The 18,492-nt window shown below is 67.7% G+C and carries 18 protein-coding genes and 1 tRNA gene; 10 read left to right on the plus strand and 9 right to left on the minus strand.

What is annotated here, in order from left to right; all coding sequences use genetic code 11:
• Positions 1-136: 136 nt before the first annotated feature.
• Together ACWTPI_RS17195 and ACWTPI_RS17200 are read left to right on the plus strand one after the other, a co-directional pair.
• Positions 137-823: an RNA pyrophosphohydrolase gene (locus ACWTPI_RS17195; protein WP_454732231.1), complete on the plus strand. Its 687-nt coding sequence runs from the start codon at positions 137-139 to the stop codon at positions 821-823.
• Positions 816-1,454, plus strand: a complete 639-nt coding sequence (locus tag ACWTPI_RS17200) for a CNP1-like family protein (RefSeq protein WP_454732232.1) — start codon at positions 816-818, stop codon at positions 1,452-1,454. Before ACWTPI_RS17195 ends, ACWTPI_RS17200 begins: the two co-directional genes overlap by 8 nt.
• Before the next feature lie 179 nt (positions 1,455-1,633).
• On the opposite strand, the gene proB is transcribed toward ACWTPI_RS17200, so the two are convergent.
• From proB to rplU, 4 genes are all read right to left on the minus strand, one after another.
• The gene (gene proB / locus ACWTPI_RS17205) at positions 1,634-2,752 is read right to left on the minus strand and encodes a glutamate 5-kinase (protein ID WP_020205793.1); all 1,119 of its coding nucleotides are present in this window, start codon (positions 2,750-2,752) and stop codon (positions 1,634-1,636) included.
• Between the two features lie 61 nt (positions 2,753-2,813).
• Positions 2,814-3,914: an Obg family GTPase CgtA gene (gene cgtA / locus ACWTPI_RS17210; RefSeq protein ID WP_020205792.1), complete on the minus strand. Its 1,101-nt coding sequence runs from the start codon at positions 3,912-3,914 to the stop codon at positions 2,814-2,816.
• A 148-nt stretch (positions 3,915-4,062) separates the two neighbouring features.
• Positions 4,063-4,323 (minus strand): 50S ribosomal protein L27, encoded by a 261-nt coding sequence (gene rpmA / locus ACWTPI_RS17215; RefSeq protein ID WP_020205791.1) that lies wholly within the window; start codon positions 4,321-4,323, stop codon positions 4,063-4,065.
• A 70-nt stretch (positions 4,324-4,393) separates the two neighbouring features.
• Positions 4,394-4,705 (minus strand): 50S ribosomal protein L21, encoded by a 312-nt coding sequence (gene rplU / locus ACWTPI_RS17220; RefSeq protein ID WP_020423953.1) that lies wholly within the window; start codon positions 4,703-4,705, stop codon positions 4,394-4,396.
• Positions 4,706-5,277: 572 nt separating this feature from the next.
• On the opposite strand from rplU, the gene ispB reads away from it, so the two are divergent.
• A complete protein-coding gene (ispB, locus tag ACWTPI_RS17225; protein WP_020205788.1) occupies positions 5,278-6,207 on the plus strand; it encodes an octaprenyl diphosphate synthase in 930 nt (309 codons plus the stop codon).
• Positions 6,208-6,356: 149 nt separating this feature from the next.
• Positions 6,357-6,433, plus strand: a tRNA-Pro gene (locus ACWTPI_RS17230).
• Here ACWTPI_RS17230 and ACWTPI_RS17235 read toward each other — a convergent pair.
• Positions 6,422-6,757, minus strand: coding sequence for a hypothetical protein (locus ACWTPI_RS17235; RefSeq protein ID WP_454732233.1), 336 nt, complete (start codon positions 6,755-6,757; stop codon positions 6,422-6,424). The genes ACWTPI_RS17230 and ACWTPI_RS17235 overlap by 12 nt on opposite strands.
• Here ACWTPI_RS17235 and pilB point away from each other — a divergent pair.
• The 6 genes from pilB to ACWTPI_RS17265 all read left to right on the plus strand — a co-directional run bounded on the left by pilB (position 6,756) and on the right by ACWTPI_RS17265 (position 12,600).
• A complete protein-coding gene (gene pilB / locus ACWTPI_RS17240) occupies positions 6,756-8,507 on the plus strand; it encodes a type IV-A pilus assembly ATPase PilB (protein ID WP_029044201.1) in 1,752 nt (583 codons plus the stop codon). The genes ACWTPI_RS17235 and pilB overlap by 2 nt on opposite strands.
• Before the next feature lie 30 nt (positions 8,508-8,537).
• Positions 8,538-9,803 carry a type II secretion system F family protein gene (locus tag ACWTPI_RS17245; protein ID WP_029044200.1) on the plus strand — a complete coding sequence of 422 codons (1,266 nt, stop codon included), beginning with the start codon at positions 8,538-8,540 and terminating at the stop codon, positions 9,801-9,803.
• Positions 9,804-9,806: 3 nt separating this feature from the next.
• Entirely contained in the window at positions 9,807-10,745 is a 939-nt protein-coding gene (locus ACWTPI_RS17250) for a prepilin peptidase (protein WP_454732234.1), read from the plus strand.
• Positions 10,746-10,791: 46 nt separating this feature from the next.
• The gene (coaE, locus tag ACWTPI_RS17255; RefSeq protein ID WP_020205784.1) at positions 10,792-11,403 is read left to right on the plus strand and encodes a dephospho-CoA kinase; all 612 of its coding nucleotides are present in this window, start codon (positions 10,792-10,794) and stop codon (positions 11,401-11,403) included.
• 248 nt (positions 11,404-11,651) lie between these two features.
• A complete protein-coding gene (zapD, locus tag ACWTPI_RS17260; protein ID WP_454732235.1) occupies positions 11,652-12,410 on the plus strand; it encodes a cell division protein ZapD in 759 nt (252 codons plus the stop codon).
• Between the two features lie 4 nt (positions 12,411-12,414).
• Positions 12,415-12,600, plus strand: coding sequence for a DNA gyrase inhibitor YacG (locus tag ACWTPI_RS17265; protein WP_029044199.1), 186 nt, complete (start codon positions 12,415-12,417; stop codon positions 12,598-12,600).
• A gap of 119 nt (positions 12,601-12,719) precedes the next feature.
• Here ACWTPI_RS17265 and ACWTPI_RS17270 read toward each other — a convergent pair whose 3' ends face one another.
• From ACWTPI_RS17270 to secA, 4 genes are all read right to left on the minus strand, one after another.
• Positions 12,720-13,151 carry an NUDIX domain-containing protein gene (locus ACWTPI_RS17270; RefSeq protein ID WP_020205781.1) on the minus strand — a complete coding sequence of 144 codons (432 nt, stop codon included), beginning with the start codon at positions 13,149-13,151 and terminating at the stop codon, positions 12,720-12,722.
• Positions 13,148-14,047: an ATP-binding protein gene (locus tag ACWTPI_RS17275; protein ID WP_020205780.1), complete on the minus strand. Its 900-nt coding sequence runs from the start codon at positions 14,045-14,047 to the stop codon at positions 13,148-13,150. Before ACWTPI_RS17275 ends, ACWTPI_RS17270 begins: the two co-directional genes overlap by 4 nt.
• Positions 14,048-14,144: 97 nt before the next feature.
• On the minus strand, positions 14,145-15,374 hold the full coding sequence (gene argJ, locus ACWTPI_RS17280) for a bifunctional glutamate N-acetyltransferase/amino-acid acetyltransferase ArgJ (RefSeq protein ID WP_020206691.1): 1,230 nt from the start codon (positions 15,372-15,374) through the stop codon (positions 14,145-14,147).
• 173 nt (positions 15,375-15,547) lie between these two features.
• Positions 15,548-18,331 carry a preprotein translocase subunit SecA gene (gene secA, locus ACWTPI_RS17285; protein ID WP_454732236.1) on the minus strand — a complete coding sequence of 928 codons (2,784 nt, stop codon included), beginning with the start codon at positions 18,329-18,331 and terminating at the stop codon, positions 15,548-15,550.
• Positions 18,332-18,492 lie beyond the last annotated feature (161 nt).

Raw genomic sequence — 18,492 nt, forward strand, 5'->3', positions numbered from 1 at the left:
GACTGGCGCGAATTCGTGGCGCGCGCGTGCCTGAAACAGCGCTTTTCGCTCGGGGAAAACCAGCATCCCGTTGCGCAAGCCGCATTACGCGCTTCCTTTATAATCGACGTAATTCTAAAGGATTCGAGGTGCAGTCATGCTCGATCGTGAAGGCTTTCGCCCGAACGTCGGCATCATCCTCATCAACGCACGGAACGAGGTGTTCTGGGGCAAGCGCATCGGCGAGCATTCATGGCAGTTTCCACAGGGCGGCATCAAATACGGCGAAACGCCGGAACAGGCGATGTACCGCGAGCTACATGAAGAAGTCGGTCTGCTGCCCGAGCACGTCAGGATCGTCGGTCGCACGCGCGACTGGCTGCGTTACGAGGTGCCGGACAAGTTCATCCGCCGCGAGATCCGCGGCCATTACCGGGGGCAGAAGCAGATCTGGTTCCTGTTGCGCATGGCGGGCCGCGATTGCGACATCCGCCTGCGCGCCACCGACCATCCGGAGTTCGATGCCTGGCGCTGGAGCCACTACTGGGTACCGCTCGATGCCGTCATCGAGTTCAAGCGCGAGGTGTACCAGCTCGCGCTGAACGAGCTGTCGCGCTTCCTGCAGCGCAATGCGCGCGCGCCGCTGAGCCCCTACGGGACCCACGGCGCGCACGGCAGGCACGCCGCGCCACGCCCCGCGGGCCGTGGCGCGCCGGACGAACACGCCGGGGCCGACGGCCGCCTCGCGCACGAGCCGCAGGGCCCGTGCGACGAGCAGGCCGGCGATCACGGCCCAACACCGCCGGCCATGCCGGCGTCCACAGAACGGAGTACCGATGATTGAATCCGCCGGCCGGGGCTTTCGCTCCCGGCTGACCGCCGCCTGCCTGCTGGCGGCAACCCTTTCCCTGGGCCTGGCCGGCTGCGGCAGCACCAAGCCGAACTACACCCAGGTCGACACCCCGGACGAAGACGCCGAGGACTACACGCCCAAGAAGGAATCGAGCCTGTTCGCGCCGCTGTTCGGGCCGCGCGAGTTCAACGAGGCGGCGACGCCGCTGCCGGCGCTGCCGCAGGACGCCGACCTGATCCCGTTCGAGGTCAGCCCCACCGGCAACTTCGACTTCGCCGTGGACGCCAGGTCGGTCGTGGTCGGCAAGGACGGCGCGGTGCGCTACACGGTGGTGATCCGCGGCCCGGGCGGCACGCGCACCAGCAGCTTCGAAGGCTTCCGCTGCGATTCCTACGAGCGCAAGCTGTTCGCCACGCTGCCCAAGGACGCCAAGGAATGGGTGCGCAACGGCAGCGACGACCGCGACGGCTGGATCCGCGTGGTCAAGGGCACGCGCAACAACTACGCCAACGCGCTCGCCACCGACTTCCTCTGCGAGGGCCGCGGGGCGGCCGGCACGGCGGAGGAGATCGTCCGGCAGATGCGCGGGGACGCGCCGCGCAAGAGCCTGTTCTCGCGCTGAGCGGCAGCGGGCGGCGATGAGGCAAGTGAGCTACTGACAGACAGCATCGGCTTGCCGCTTGTGTTCTCCCCTCTCCCGCGCGCGGGAGAGGGGAGAACACAAGCGGCAATTGAAGGTTTGTGGGCAAACAAGAAAGGCTGCACGATGTGCAGCCTTTCTTGTTTGCCTTCCCCGGCCCGTCAGACCAGCACGAGATTGTCGCGATGAATCAGCTCGTGCTCGTTCTGGTGGCCCAGCACGCGCTCGATCTCGGACGACGGCTTGCGCGCGATCAGGCGCGCCTCGGCGCTGGAATAGTTGGTGATGCCGCGCGCCACCTCGTGCCCGCCTGCGTCGACGCAGGCGATGACCTCGCCGCGCGCGAACTCGCCCTCCACTTCCACCACGCCGATCGGCAGCAGCGACTTGCCGCCGCTGGTGAGCTTTTCGCACGCGCCGGCGTCGATCACCACGCGCCCACGCATCTGCAGGTGGTCGGCCATCCATTGCTTGCGCGCGTTCAGGCGCCCGGTCGGCGCCAGCAGCTGGGTGCCGATGCCTTCGCCGCCGGCCAGCCGCTCCAGCACGTTGGCTTCGCGCCCCGAGGCGATCACGGTGTGGGCGCCCGACTTGGCCGCGCGCTTGGCGGCCAGGATCTTGGTCAGCATGCCGCCGCGGCCGATCGAGCTGCCGGCGCCGCCGGCCATCGCCTCGAGCTCGGGCGCGCCGGCCAGCGCTTCCTCGACGAAGACGGCCTGCGGGTCGCGGCGCGGGTCGGCGGTGTAGAGGCCGCGCTGGTCGGTCAGGATCACCAGCGCGTCGCCTTCGATCAGGTTGGTGACCAGCGCGCCGAGGGTGTCGTTGTCGCCGAACTTGATTTCGTCGGTGACGACCGTGTCGTTCTCGTTGATGATCGGCACCACGCCGAGCGAGAGCAGCGTCAGCAGGGTCGAGCGCGCGTTCAGGTAGCGCTCGCGGTCGGCCAGGTCGGCGTGGGTCAGCAGCACCTGGGCGGTGCGGATGCCGTAGCGGCCGAACTGGCTTTCGTAGACCTGCGCCAGCCCCATCTGGCCCACCGCGGCGGCGGCCTGCAATTCGTGGATTTCCTTCGGGCGGCGCACCCAGCCCAGGCGCTGCATGCCCTCGGCGATGGCGCCCGAGCTGACCAGCACGACTTCCTTGCCGGCCATGCGCAGCTTGGCGATCTGGGCCGCCCAGCGGGCGATGGCGTCGTGATCGAGCCCCTTGCCGTCGTTGGTCACCAGGCTGGACCCGACCTTCACGACGATACGTTTTGCCTGGGCGATGACCGATTGCATGGCGGGATCCTGTCTCCTGGGTACTGCGGCTGTCGTTGCTTGCTGGCTGGCGCGGAGCGGATCAGTCCTGCTCCGTGCCGGAATGGTCGATATTGTGCAGGCGCTCGTCGAAGCGGATGTCCGGCTCGGCCAGCGCGGCGGCCTCCTCGGCCTTGATCGCGGCGAGGTGGTCCTTGATCGCGTAGATCAGTTCGCGGCAGCCTTCGCCGGTCAGGGCGGAGATGCGGAACACCGGGCCCTTCCACTTGTAGCGCTTGACGAAATCCTTGACGCGCTTCTCGCGCTCGTCCTCCGGCACCACGTCCAGCTTGTTGAGCACCAGCCAGCGCGGCTTGTCGTAGAGGCTCTCGTCGTATTTCTTCAGCTCGTTGACGATGGCGCGCGCCTCCGCCACCGGGTCCACGTTCTCGTCGAACGGCGCCAGGTCCACGATATGCAGCAGCAGGCCGGTGCGCTGCAGGTGGCGCAGGAACTGGTGGCCCAGCCCGGCGCCCTCGGCCGCGCCTTCGATCAGGCCGGGGATGTCGGCCACCACGAAGGACTGCTCGTGGTCGACGCGCACCACGCCCAGGTTCGGGTGCAGCGTGGTGAACGGATAGTCCGCCACCTTGGGGCGCGCGTTGGAGATGTGCGAGATCAGCGTGGACTTGCCGGCATTGGGCATGCCCAGCAGGCCCACGTCGGCCAGCACCTTGAGTTCGAGCTTGATCATGCGGCGCTCGCCGGGCTTGCCGTCGACCTGCTGGCGCGGCGCGCGGTTGGTGCTGGACTTGAAGTGCAGGTTGCCCCAGCCGCCCATGCCGCCCTCGGCCAGGCACACGGTCTGGCCGTGCTCGGTCAGGTCGGCGATCAGGTCGCCGGTGTCCATGTCCAGGATCTGCGTGCCGACCGGCATGCGCAGCGTCACGTCCTCGCCGCCGGCGCCGTAGCAGTCCGCACCGCGGCCGTTCTCGCCGTTGCGCGCCACGTGCTTCTTGGCGTAGCGGAAATCGATCAGGGTGTTGATGTTGCGGTCCGCCACCGCGAACACGCTGCCGCCGCGGCCGCCGTCGCCACCGTCCGGTCCGCCGAAGGGGACGAATTTCTCGCGCCGCATCGATGCGCTGCCATTGCCGCCATTGCCGGCAATGACTTCAATTCTGGCTTCGTCGATGAACTTCATGATGACCTTCCGTGGTGGAGCGGCCGCGCCGCGCGCCCGGCCGGAAGGGCGGGGAGCGCGGGCGTGGCGGATGGCGACAACGGGATTGTCGCCAGAAATGAAAAAGCCCCGCAAGTGCTGCGGGGCCTTCGTGCTGCAAAGGCGGTGATCAGGCTGCCGGAACGACGCTGACCTGCTGCTTCTTGGCAGCGCCCTTGACGGCGAACTGCACGTGACCGTCGATCAGGGCAAAGAGGGTGTGATCCTTGCCAATGCCGACGTTCTCGCCCGGGTGCACGCGCGTACCGCGCTGACGCACGATGATGCTGCCGGCGTTGATGGCCTGGCCACCGTACACCTTGACGCCCAGACGCTTCGATTCGGAATCGCGGCCGTTCCGTGTGGAACCGCCGCCCTTTTTCTGTGCCATGACTAACTCCTGTCGCTTGACTTTACCTGGTTACGCTTGAATTCGATTTCGATGTGGACTGAGCGGCAGCTCAGGCGACGATCGATTCGATGCGCAGCTCGGTGTAGTTTTGACGATGGCCTTGACGCTTCTGGTAGTGCTTGCGACGGCGCATCTTGAAGATCTTCACCTTGTCGTGACGACCTTGGGAGATAACGGTAGCCTTGACGGAAGCCCCGCTCACCAGCGGCGTACCAAACTTGAGTTGGTCGCCGGCGCCCACTGCGAGCACCTGGTCGAGCGTGATTTCTGCGCCAATGTCTGCCGGTATCTGTTCTACTTTAAGTTTTTCGCCAGCAGCAACCTTGTATTGCTTGCCGCCGGTTTTTACGACCGCGTACATTGTCGAACCTCTCGATGTGAAATAAAACGCCGAAAGCCAATGCCGGCCTGCCCTGGCGCTCCGTCCGCCCTGCTTGGGCAGGAGGGTCCGGATGGCCCGGACAGCCCAATTGGCGCCGGTTATCTCCCGCCGGCGCAGCCGTAAACAATGCAAAGCGGCCGGAGGAAACCCGTGATTCTATACCAGATCCGGTAAAAGTACAAAGAAAACAGGTACATAGCCTGTCCGGCGGCGCCTCGCGCACATTGCGCGGCGCACGGACGGGGTCCGGCGCGGGCCCGGCTCAGATCAGGTCCGCCAGCAGGAAGCCCGCCAGGGCGGCGAAGGCAGCCCACCAGGCGGTGCGGCGCAGCCGGCGACGCGAAGAGGAATGTCTTTCGGTCATGCGGACATTATAGGCCGCGCGTGCGTGGCGCCGGCGCCACGCGCATGCCCCGGCCCGCGACCCCGGCACCCCCCGTTCAGGGGACATACATACACCCGCATCGCTTATAATCGGCGGGTTTTGCGTAACGGTGAACATCTTGTCCCAGTCTTCCGCCACTGCCTTGCTTGCCCCGGTCGCTGCCGACATGCGCGCCGTCGATTCGGTGATCCGCCAGCGGCTCGCCTCCGAAGTGCCGCTGATCGAGCAGATCGGCGAATACATCATCAGCGCCGGCGGCAAACGCCTGCGTCCCGTGATCCTGCTGCTGTCCGCGCGGGCCTTCGGCTACGACGGCCACCGCCACCACGAACTGGCCGCCGTGGTGGAGTTCATCCACACCGCCACCCTGCTGCACGACGACGTGGTCGACGAGTCCGAGCTGCGGCGCGGCCGCCAGACCGCCAACGCGGTGTTCGGCAACGCCGCCAGCGTGCTGGTGGGCGACTTCCTCTATTCGCGCGCGTTCCAGATGATGGTGGACGCCGGCAGCATGCGCATCATGGAGATCCTCTCCAACGCCACCAACGTGATCGCCGAGGGCGAAGTGCTGCAGCTGCTCAACATGCACGACCCCGATGTCACCGTGGAGCGCTACCTGCAGGTGATCCGCTACAAGACCGCCAAGCTGTTCGAGGCCTCGGCCCAGCTCGGCGCCGTGCTGGCCGGCGCGGACGCCACCGCCGAGGAAGCCGCGGCCGAATACGGGCGGCGCATCGGCACCGCCTTCCAGCTCATCGACGACATGCTGGACTACACCGCCAGCGCCGAGCAGATGGGCAAGAACGCCGGCGACGACCTGCGCGAGGGCAAGCCCACGCTGCCGCTGCTGCACCTGCTCGAGCACGGCACCGACGCGCAGCGCGCGCTCGCGCGCGACGCCATCGTGCAAGGCGGCACCGAGCACTTCGACGCGGTGTTCGCGGCGATCCACGACAGCGGCGCGCTCGAAGTCACCTTCGAAGCCGCGCGGCGCGAAGCCGAGGCGGCGGAGAAGGCCGCGCGGCAATTCCCCGAGTCGCCGCTCAAGCAGACGCTGATCGACCTGTGCGCGTTTTCGCTGCAGCGCCAGTCGTGAAATCGGGCGGCCCCGGCAAGCGGGCCTGACAGCAAAAACACAAGGAACATGCGGTTGCCTCTTCCCATCCGAAAAAAAGGCTGCTACACTTGTGTGCTTTCTCGCTGCAACAATATTTCTGGCGCAGCGATAGAGAAAAGCAAGAAAAACGGGGTGTAGCTTAGCCTGGTAGAGCGCTACGTTCGGGACGTAGAGGCCGGAGGTTCGAATCCTCTCACCCCGACCAGTTTTCACGGTCGGCAAGACCGTACAAGAAAAGCCGCACAGCGATGTGCGGCTTTTTTTCGTCCGCGTTCGTCCGCGCGATTTTTTTCGTCCGCGTCTCCGGTCCGTGTCCCCGGACATGCTGCGGCCGGACCGCCGCCTGACGCCCCCCTGGCCGCCCCGCCGCCGGCCGCCACGCCCATCCCCCCGCGCCAGTAGGGTTGCGCACCTGTCGCGCAAACGCCAACGCCGGGCGCGCCTCGCCTTTACAAAAAGTGACCCCGCCTGCAAACTGCGCCGATTCGGGGTCTTTCGGCCGCTTGCCGGCCACCAGCTTTTTTGCCATGACACTTGGTCTAGCTCTTGCACAGAGCCGGCGCATCGCGCCTGCCCTGCTCGCCCAGCTTGAACAGTCGGCACGAGAAAAAAAGTCGCAGCTGATCGACGAGATCATCGCCAGCGGCACCATGACTGCGCACGATGTGGCGATCTTCGCGGCTGATAGATATCAGTTGCCCCTGGTCGATCTGGGCCAGTACAACCTGAACAAGGTGCCGCCGGCGCTGGCCGGCAACCGCGAGTTCCACGCGCACCGGCTGCTGCCGCTGGGCCGGCGCGAGAACCGCCTGGTGCTGGCCCTGTCCGACCCGGGCAACCAGGCCGGGCTCGACGCCATCAAGCAGAAGTACAACCTGCCGGTCGATACCGTCGTCGTCGAGCACGACAAGCTGATGCAGTACGTGCGCTCCGCCAGCGAGGACGGCGGCGGCACGCTCAAGTCGATCGCGCCGGTGCAGGCCGAGCGCAAGATGATCGAGTACGACCCGGTCGCCTCCGCCGCCGCCCAGCGCAACAAGACCGCCGGCGACATCGACGACGCGCCGGTGGTGCGCTTCCTGCACAAGCTGCTGACCGAAGCCTTCCACCGCGGCGCCTCCGACCTGCACTTCGAGCCGTTCGAGACCTTCTACCGCATCCGCTTCCGCGTCGACGGCGTGCTGCAGGAGGTGGCGCGCCCGCCGGTCGACATCCGCGACAAGATCGCCACCCGCATCAAGGTGCTGTCGCGCCTGGACATCTCGGAAAAGCGCGTGCCGCAGGACGGCCGCATGAAGCTGCTAATCGCGCTGCCCAAGGACAAGAACGCCGAGAAGGACAAGGACGGCAAGGAGCCCAAGGAGGTCGTCGAGAAGGCGATCGACTTCCGCGTCTCCACGCTGCCGACGCTGTTCGGCGAGAAGATCGTGATCCGGATCCTGGAGTCGTCCTCCGACAAGCTGGACATCGACCAGCTCGGCTACGAGCCGGCGCAGAAGGCGCTGCTGCTCGACGTCATCAAGCGCCCCTACGGCATGGTGCTGGTGACGGGCCCCACCGGCAGCGGCAAGACGGTGTCGCTGTACACCTTCCTGAACCGGCTCAACCAGGGCGACATCAACATCTCCACGGCCGAGGACCCGGCCGAAATCCAGCTGCCCGGCATCAACCAGGTCAACGTCAACGAGAAGGCCGGCCTGACCTTCGCCGCGGCGCTGCGCTCGTTCCTGCGGCAGGATCCGGACATCATCATGGTCGGCGAAATCCGCGACCTGGAAACCGCCGACATCTCGATCAAGGCGGCCCAGACCGGCCACCTGGTGTTCTCCACCTTGCACACCAACGACGCGCCGACCACGCTCACGCGCCTGATGAACATGGGCGTGGCGCCGTTCAACATCGCCTCGAGCGTGCTGATGATCACCGCGCAGCGGCTGGCGCGCCGCCTGTGCACGTGCAAGCGGCCCGGCGAGCTGGCGCGCGAGGTGCTGGTCGACGCCGGCTTCCAGGAGGCCGACCTCGACGGCAGCTGGCAGCCCTACCACCCGGTCGGCTGCGAGCGCTGCAACGGCACCGGCTACAAGGGCCGCTGCGGCATCTACCAGGTGATGCCGATCACCGAGGCGATGCAGCAGATCATCCTCGCGCACGGCACCGCGCTGCAGATCGCCGAGCAGGCGCGCCGCGACGGCGTGCTATCGTTGCGCGAAGCCGGCCTGGCCAAGGTGAAGCAGGGCGTCACCTCGCTGGAAGAAGTGCTGGCAACAACCAATATGTAAAACAACAAAGCATGTCATTTGGGGTCAATCATGGCGACACGCGCACCAGCCGCCGCCGCTCGCAAGGCGGCTGCGCCCAAGGGGAAATCTGGGCGTAAGGCGCCCACGCAGTACATCTTCGAGTGGGAGGGCAAGGACCGCAAGGGCAAGGTGTTCACGGGCGAGCTGCGCGCCGAGAGCCAGGCCGAGGTCAACGCCACCCTGCGCAAGCAGGGCCTCACCGTGGTCAAGCTCAAGAAGCGGCGCGCCGCGCGCGGGCGCAAGATCACCGAGAAGGACATCGCGTACTTCACGCGCCAGCTCTCGACCATGCTCAAGGCGGGCATCCCGCTGCTGCAGTCGATCGACATCATCGCGCGCGGCCACGCCAACCCGAACTTCACGCAGCTGCTGGCCGAGATCCGCTTCGACATCGAATCGGGCAGCAGCATGGCGCAGGCCTTCCGCCGCCAGCCGCGCTACTTCGACACGCTCTACTGCAACCTGATCGACGCCGGCGAGCAGGGCGGCATCCTGGACGCCCTGCTGGAGCGCCTGTCGCTCTACATGGAAAAGACCATCGCGCTGAAGAGCCAGATCAAGTCGGCCATGATCTACCCGATCGCGGTGCTGACGGTGGCCTTCGCCGTGACGGTGATCCTGATGATCTTCGTGATCCCAGCCTTCAAGGGCGTGTTCTCGAGCTTCGGCGCCAACCTGCCGGCGCCGACGCTGGCCGTGATCGCCATGTCGGACTTCTTCGTCAACAACTGGTACATCGTGATCGGCGTGCCGGTGTTCGGCATCGCCTTCTACCTGCGCAGCCTCAAGCGCTCGGAGAAGGTGCAGCGCGCCAGCGACCGGATGCTGCTGCGGCTGCCGATCTTCGGCTCGCTGTTCCGCAAGGCCGTGATCGCGCGCTGGACGCGCACGCTGGCCACCATGTTCGCCGCCGGCACGCCGCTGGTGGAGTCGATGGAATCGGTGGCCGGCGCCGCCGGCAACTGGGTCTACTACGACGCCACCCGGGAGATCGAGCAGTCGGTGCGCATCGGCACCAGCCTGACCAACGCCATGCAGGCCACCCATGTGTTCGACAACATGGTGCTGCAGATGACGCAGATCGGCGAGGAGTCGGGCGCGCTGGACAACATGCTGCTGAAGGTGGCGGAGTTCTACGAGCGCGAGGTGGACGACGCCGTGGCCGCCATCTCCAGCCTGATCGAGCCGCTCATCATCGTGGTGCTGGGCGTGCTCATCGGCGGCATGGTGGTGGCAATGTACCTGCCGATCTTCAAACTGGGACAGGTGGTGTAACGCATGCAGTGGCTGTTTTCCGCGCACGGCGCCGCCGGCGCGCTCTCCGCGTTTTCCGCGTTTTCCGCACCGGCGGCGCCCGCGCAGGCCATCGCGTCGCTGGCGCTGCTGCCGCCCTGGTTCCTGGTGACGGCGGCGGCGCTGCTCGGCCTGGTGGTCGGCAGCTTCCTCAACGTGGTGGTGCACCGGCTGCCGCGCATGATGGAGCACGACGAGGCCAACTACATCGCCTCGCTGCGCGACGACCCGCTGCCCCACCCCGAGACCTACAACCTGATGGTGCCGCGCTCGGCCTGCCCGCATTGCGGCCACGCGATCGGCGCGCTGGAGAACATCCCGGTGCTGAGCTACCTGGCGCTGCGCGGGCGCTGTTCGGCCTGCAAGGCGCCGATCGGCAAGCGCTACCCGCTGGTCGAAGCCGGCACCGCGCTGCTCACCGCGCTGGCCGCGGCCCACTTCGGCCCGACCTGGCAGGCGCTGGCGGCCATCGCCCTGATCTGGGCGCTGATCGCGCTCACCCTGATCGACGCGGACACGCAGCTGCTGCCCGACCAGATCACGCTGCCGCTGCTGTGGCTGGGCCTGCTGCTCAACCTCGGCGGGCTGTTCGCGCCGCTGGCCGACGCCGTGACCGGCGCGGCGGCGGGCTACCTGCTGCTGTGGACGGTGTACTGGGCGTTCAAGCTGGTGCGCGGCAAGGAAGGCATGGGCTACGGCGACTTCAAGCTGATGGCGGCGCTGGGCGGCTGGTTCGGCTGGCAGGCGCTGCCGGCGCTGGTGCTGCTGTCGTCGGTGGTGGGGCTGGTGTTCGCGCTTGCCAATATCGCGCTGCGCCGTCAGGATCGCGATACGCATTTCGCCTTCGGCCCCTATATCGCCGGCGCCGGCCTGCTGGTGCTGTTCTTCGGCGCCAACGTGCTGCCGCTGGGCCTGGCGGGCTGACGGCGCGCCGCCCACCCATGCAAGCCTGCATAGCCTGGATACGGACATGCTGCAAATCGGACTGACCGGAGGCATCGGCTCCGGCAAGACCCGCGTGGCGGACCTGTTCGCCGCGCGCGGCGCCGCCCTGATCGACACCGACCTGCTGGCGCACGAGATCACCGCGCCGGGCGGGCTGGCCATTGCCGCGCTGGTGGCGGCCTTCGGCCCCGGCTGCCTGCGCGCCGACGGCGCGATGGACCGCGACGCCATGCGCGCGCTGGTGTTTGCCGACCCCGCGGCCAAGGCCCGGCTCGAAGCCATCACCCATCCGCTGATCCGCCAGCTGACCGAGGCCCGCGCCGCCGAGATCCGCGCGGCGGGCCGGCACCCCTACCTGATCTACGTGGTGCCGCTGCTGGTCGAGTCCGGCACCTGGGCCAGCCGCGTGGACCGCGTGCTGGTGGTCGATTGCAGCGAGGCCACGCAGGTGGCGCGCGTGATGGCGCGCAACGGCTTCACGCGCGCGCAGGTCGAGGCCATCATGGCGAAGCAGGCCCGCCGCGCCGAACGGCTGGCCCGCGCCGACGACGTGGTCGACAACGACGGCCCGCCCGAGGCGCTGGCGCCGCAGGTGGAGCGGCTCGACCGGCTCTACCGCGCGCTCGCCGCCGGCTGAGCGCCGAAGGAACCGATGGGGCCGCCCGGGAAGCCGATGCAGCCGATGGCGCCGATGGCGCTGATACGGCCGGCGGGAACCGGTGGCGCGGGATGCACCTTTAGTCGGCGCTTTCGTTGTCCTGCCACGCGGACTCGCATAGAATGCGCTGGATACAAGCGGGAAATGGTCCCATACTGGGCCCCGTACTGCCAGCAACGCCGCCAGCAACGCCGCCCGCCAAACCGCCCTGCCGCCCGGACAATCACTTGATTCTGTACGAATATCCTTTCAACGAACGCATCAGGACTCTCCTGCGCCTGGAAGACCTGTTCGATCGCCTGGATTATTTCCTCGGCCAGGATCATGCCCTGCAGCACCACGTGGCGCTGACGACACTGTTCGAGATCATCGACGTGGCCGGCCGCGCGGACCTCAAGACCGACCTGCTCAAGGAACTGGAGCGCCAGCGCCAGGCGCTGGCCGCGCTGCGCGCCAGCCCGCAGATCGACCAGGGCGCGCTCGACGCGGTCATCGGCGAGATCGAGCAGGCCATGTCGCAGCTCAACCAGGTGGTGGGCAAGGCCGGCCAGCTGCTGACCGACAACGAGTGGCTCACCAGCATCCGCAGCCGCGCCATCATTCCCGGCGGCACCTGCGAATTCGACCTGCCGGCCTACTACGCATGGCAGCATCGCCCGGCCGAGGACCGCCGCGCCGACATCCTCAAGTGGGCGCGCCCGCTGGTGGCGCTGCGCATGGGCACCAACACCGTGCTGCGGCTGCTGCGCGAGTCCGGCCAGAGCGGCAAGGTCATCGCCACCGGCGGCAGCTACCAGCAGATGCTGTCGGGCCGCAGCTACCAGCTCATGCAGGTGATGCTCGACGACTCGCTGCTGGCCTTCATCCCCGAGATGAGCGCCAACAAGTACATGCTGTGGGTCCGTTTCACGCAGCAGGACGGCGACCTGCGCCCGCGCTCGGTGGATGCCGACATTCCCTTCCTGCTCAAGCTCTGCAATTTCTGAAGCGATGACAACCGTAGTCAAGTGCCCCACCTGCGGCAAGGATGTGGCCTGGGTGCCGGAGAACAAGTTCCGCCCGTTCTGTTCCGAGCGCTGCAAGCAGATCGACCTCGGCGCGTGGGCCTCGGAAAAATACGTGATCGGCGGCAAACCCGGCGAGGATCCGTCGGCGGAGCAGGACGACGAGGACTGAGGCGCGGCGTTGGCCGGCGTCTGCAGCGGTTCATACCGCCATCGCGCATCGCCGGCCCGCGCCTGTGGTCACAGTCGCTGCGCCCCGCATGCCACCGGTTTGCCCGACGAAGCGCAGCCTTAGCGCTTGCCCTCGTCAGCCAGCCACGCCACCACCGGCACCGTGGCCGGCAGCAGCGGTCCCACTTCGACCGGCGCCGACTGCCATGAGAACGCCTGCCCTTCGCGCCCCACCAGCTCGCCCGACCATGCCGTGACCTTGCAGAAATGCAGGCGCACGTAGGCGTGCGGGTAATCGTGCTCGAGCACCTGCCAGCGCACCGATTGCGACACCGCGATGCCGAGCTCCTCGTGCAGTTCGCGCGCCAGCGCTTCCTCCACCGATTCGCCCGGCTCGAGCTTGCCGCCCGGGAATTCCCAATAGCCTTCGTAGGGCTTGCCGGCCGGGCGCTGCGCCAGCAGGAAGCGGCCGTCGGGCTGCACCAGCACGCCCACGGCGACCTCCGTCACCTTGCGCGCGGTGCCGGCGGCGCTTTGCGGGGCCTCGCTCATGCCTGGCCTTCGGCCGAGGCGACGAACGGCTTGCCATGCTTGCCGCCCCAGTCGCGCGCGAACTGCCAGGCCACGCGGCCCGAGCGCGAGCCGCGCTCCAGCGCCCACACCAGCGCGTCGCCGCGCGCGGCGGCCACGTCCTCGTCCGAGCAGCCGAAATGCTGGAGCCAGTGGCCGACGATGGCCAGGTACTCGTCCTGCTTGGGCGGGTAGAACGACAGCCACAGGCCGAAGCGCTCGGACAGCGAGATCTTTTCCTCCACCACTTCGCCGGGATGGATCTCGCCGTCGTCGGTGTGGCGGTAGGTCTCGTTGTCCTTCATGTACTCGGGCAGCAGGTGGCGGCGGTTGGAGGTGGCGTAGATCAGCACGTTGTCCGACTGCGCGGCCACCGAGCCGTCCAGCGCCGACTTGAGCGACTTGTAGCCCGACTCGCCGTCCTCGAACGACAGGTCGTCGCAGAAGATGGCGAAGCGCTCCGGGCGCGCCGCCAGCTGCTCGACGATGTCGCCGAGGTCGCCCAGATCGTCCTTGTCCACTTCCACCAGGCGCAGGCCGTCCTTGACGAAGGCGTTGAGGCAGGCCTTGATCAGCGAGGACTTGCCGGTGCCGCGCGCGCCGGTCAGCAGCACGTTGTTGGCCGGCAGGCACCGCACGAACTGGCGCGTGTTGGCGACGATGGCGTCCTTCTGGCGCTCGATGTTCTTGAGGTCGTCGAGGTGGATCGGCGGCAGCTGGCGGATCGCCTGCAGGTAGCCGATGTTGCCGAACAGGCTCTGCCGCTTGCGCCAGCGGAATGCGACGGCCTGCTCCCAGTCGGCGTCGCTCAACTGCGGCGGCAACCATTGTTCGAGGCGGGCGAGGAAACTGTCGAGGCGGGAGGCGAGGTCGGACATGGCGGCTGGGCAGGAGAGGCGGGGAAAAACGGGAAAGCGGATCTTGGCGGGAAGCCGGGAGCGGCGCCCGCGCGGGCGCCGCTCCCCGGGGCAGAGCTTACGAGCGGTAGTCCGCGTTGATCGAAACGTAGTCGTGCGAGAGGTCGCAGGTCCACACCGTGGCGGCGGCATCGCCGCGGCCGAGCGCGACGCGCACGGTGATCTCGGCCTGCTTCATCACGCGCTGGCCGTCTTCCTCGCGGTAGTCGGGATTGCGCCCGCCGTCGCGCGCGACCAGCACGTCGTCGAGCCACAGGTTGACGCGCCCGACGTCGAGGTCGTCCACGCCGGCGTAGCCGATCGCGGCCAGGATGCGGCCGAGGTTGGGGTCGGAGGCGTAGAACGCGGTCTTGACCAGCGGCGAGTGCGCCACCGCATAGGCGATCTGGCGGCATTCGGCGACGTCCTTGCCGCCTTCCACGCGGATGGTCATCAGCTTGGTGGCGCCTTCGCCGTCGCGCACGATCATCTGCGCCAGTTCCTGCGCGAGGTCCGTCACGGCGGCGCGCAGCGCCTCGAAGTCGGCACCCTCGGCGCGCTCGATGGCCGGCGCGCCGGCCTGGCCGCTGGCGATCAGCACGAACGAGTCGTTGGTCGAGGTGTCGCCGTCGATGGTGATGCTGTTGAACGACTGGTCGGCCGCGTAGGACACCAGCGCCTGCACCACGGGCTGCGCCACGGTGGCGTCGGTGGCGATGAAGCCGAGCATGGTCGCCATGTTCGGGCGGATCATGCCGGCGCCCTTGCTGATGCCCGACAGCGTGACGGTCTTGCCGCCGATCTGCACGGTGCGCGAGGCGGCCTTGGGCTGGGTGTCGGTGGTCATGATCGACTCGGCCGCGGCCAGCCAGTTGTCCGGCTTCGCGCTGGCGATGGCGGCCGGCAGCGCGGCGACGATGCGGTCCACCGGCAGCGGCTCCAGGATCACGCCGGTCGAGAACGGCAGCACCTGCTCCGCGGCGATGCCGAGCTGCGCGGCGAGCGCGTCGCAGGTGGCGCGGGCCGCGGCCAGGCCGGGCTCGCCGGTGCCGGCGTTGGCGTTGCCGGTGTTGACCACGAGCGCGCGGATGCCCTTGCCGGCGGCCAGGTGCTCGCGGCAGACCTGCACCGGCGCGGCGCAGAAGCGGTTGCGGGTGAACACGCCGGCCACGGTGCTGCCCGCGGCCACGCGCACCACCAGCACGTCCTTGCGGTTGGCCTTGCGGACGCCCGCTTCGGCCCAGCCGAGCTCGACGCCGGCGACAGGTTTCAGGTTCTCTGCCAGCGGCAGGGGCAGGTTGACGGCCATGTGCGTTCCTCTATGCGTTCTTCGTTGCTGGTTGGCGGGCGCCAGGCCGGAGCGGAGCGCCCATGCGCAGCCCGCGCATCGCGGATTCCGCGCTTGTTGCCTGCGGATTCCGCACCGCCCTGACGAACATGCCCGCTTGCGCGGGCATGTTTGCTGACTTCACCGTGCGCGGCCTAGCTGAGCTTGCCGTGGCACTGCTTGAACTTCTTGCCGGAGCCGCAGGGGCACGGATCGTTGCGCCCCACCTTGGCCATGCCGGCGGTCTCGGCCGCCGCCGCGGCGGCGTAGGCGATGCCGGCGCGCTCGGGCGCGGTGGCCGCCTCCGCGGCCTGGCTGGCCTCGTCGAACTCCTCATGCTGGTACTGCACGTTGCCGAGGTGCGAAAGGCCTTCCTCGATCTGCTCCGAGGCCTGCTCGAGCTGCTCCGGCGACTGGATCTGCACGTTGAAGATCACGCGCGTGACCTCGACCTTGATCAGGTCCAGCAGCCGCGCGAACAGTTCGAACGACTCGCGCTTGTATTCCTGCTTGGGGTCCTTCTGCGCATACCCGCGCAGGTGGATGCCCTGGCGCAGGTGGTCCAGCGCGGCCAGATGCTCGCGCCAGTGCGTGTCGATGCTCTGCAGCATGACCGAGCGCTCGAAGCCGGCGAACGACTCGCGGCCGACCTGGGCGACCTTGCCTTCGTAGCGCTCGTCGGCGGCGCGCACGATCAGGTTCAGCAGTTCCTCGTCCTCGATGCTCTGCGCGGCCTCGACCGTGGCGGCGAGCGGCACGTTGAGCGACCATTCCTCGCGCAGCTTGGTTTCCAGGCCGGCGATGTCCCACTGCTCTTCCATCGTGTCGGCCGGCACGTGGTCGCGGAACATCTCGACCAGCACGCTCTCGCGCAGGTTCTTCACCATCTCGCCGACGTCCTGGGATTCCAGGACCTCGTTGCGCAGCTTGTAGATTTCCTTGCGCTGGTCGTTGGCGACGTCGTCGTACTGCAGCAGCTGCTTGCGGATGTCGAAGTTGCGGCCCTCGACCTTGCGCTGCGCGGACTCGATCGAGCGCGTGACGATGCCGGCCTCGATCGGCTCGCCCTCGGGCATCTTCAGGCGCTCCATGATCGCGCGCACGCGGTCGCCGGCGAAGATGCGCAGCAGCTGGTCGTCGAGCGACAGGTAGAAGCGCGACGAGCCCGGGTCGCCCTGGCGCCCGGCGCGGCCGCGCAGCTGGTTGTCGATGCGGCGCGACTCGTGGCGCTCGGTGCCGACGATGTGCAGGCCGCCGGCGGTCTTGACCTGCTCGTGCAGCGATTGCCACTCGTCCTTGAACTTGGCGATGCGCGTGGCCTTCTCGGCTTCGGGCAGGCTGTCGTCGGCCTCGATGAAGCCGGCCTGCTTTTCCACGTTGCCGCCCAGCACGATGTCGGTGCCGCGGCCCGCCATGTTGGTGGCGATGGTGATCATCTTGGGCCGGCCGGCCTGCGCCACGATCTCGGCTTCGCGCTCGTGCTGCTTGGCGTTGAGCACCTGGTGCGGCAGCTTGGCCTTGTTGAGCAGGCCCGAGAGGTATTCCGAGGTCTCGATCGAGGTGGTGCCGACCAGCACCGGCTGGCCGCGCTCGTAGCAGTCGCGGATGTCGCGCACCACGGCGTCGTAGCGCTCGTTCGAGGTCTTGTAGATCTGGTCCTGGAAGTCCTTGCGCTGGGCAGCCCGGTTGGTCGGGATCACCACCACTTCGAGGCCGTAGATTTCCTGGAACTCGTAGGCTTCCGTGTCGGCCGTGCCGGTCATGCCGGACAGCTTTTCGTACATGCGGAAGTAGTTCTGGAAGGTGATCGTGGCCAGCGTCTGGTTTTCCTGCTGGATGGTCACGCCTTCCTTGGCTTCCACGGCCTGGTGCAGGCCGTCGGACCAGCGCCGGCCCGTCATCAGGCGGCCCGTGAATTCGTCGACGATCACGACTTCGTCGTTCTGCACCACGTAGTGCTGGTCGCGGTGGAACAGGCTGTGCGCGCGCAGGGCGGCGTACAGGTGGTGCATCAGCGTGATGTTCTGCGGCGCGTAGAGCGACTCGCCCTCGCCGATCAGGCCCTGCTGCGCGAGGATTTCCTCGGCCTTCTCGTGGCCGGCCTCGGTCAGGTAGACCTGGTGGCCCTTCTCGTCGACGTAGTAGTCGCCGGGCTTCTCGACGCCGGTGCCGTCGGCCTTTTCCTCGCCGATCTGGCGCTCGAGCAGCTTGGGGATGCCGTTCATGCGCTGGTACAGGTCGGTGTGGTTCTCCGCCTGGCCCGAGATGATCAGCGGGGTGCGCGCCTCGTCGATCAGGATCGAGTCCACCTCGTCGACGATCGCGTAGTGCAGCGGACGCTGCACGCGCTGGCCCGGATCGTAGACCATGTTGTCGCGCAGGTAGTCGAAGCCGAACTCGTTGTTGGTGCCGTAGGTGATGTCGGCCGCGTAGGCCGCCGCCTTCTGGTCGTGCGGCATCTGCGACAGGTTCACGCCCACCGACAGGCCCAGGAAGTTGTACAGGCGCCCCATCCACTCGGCGTCGCGCTGGGCCAGGTAGTCGTTGACCGTGACCACGTGCACGCCCTTGCCGGTGATGGCGTTCAGGTACACCGCCAGCGTGGCGGTCAGGGTCTTGCCCTCGCCGGTGCGCATTTCGGCGATCTTGTTGTCGTTCAGGACCATGCCGCCGATCAGCTGCACGTCGAAGTGGCGCATCTTCATGACCCGCTTGCTGGCCTCGCGGCACACCGCGAACGCCTCGGGCAGCATGGCCTCGAGCGACTCGCCCGCGGCGTGGCGCTGCCGGAAGGTCTCGGTCATGGCGCGCAGGTCGTCGTCCGACAGCGCCGCGAACTTCGGTTCCAGCGCATTGATCTGCGCGACGGTCCTGCCATATTGTTTGACCAGCCGTTCATTGCGGCTGCCGAAGACTTTCTTGAGAAGGCCCGTGATCATCGATTGCTTTCACCTACGCGAGAGGTCTGCCGTGGTACGCCGCTGTGCCATGCACCGGCGGCCTGGCCGCCGGTCAGGCCGGCAGCCCAGGGCGAACCGCGCGAGGAAATAGGAAGATTGGCGCAAAACGCCGAGTTTATCACGCGCGGGTGTCACGGCCG

The sequence above is a fragment of the Cupriavidus ulmosensis genome (assembly GCF_977008105.1).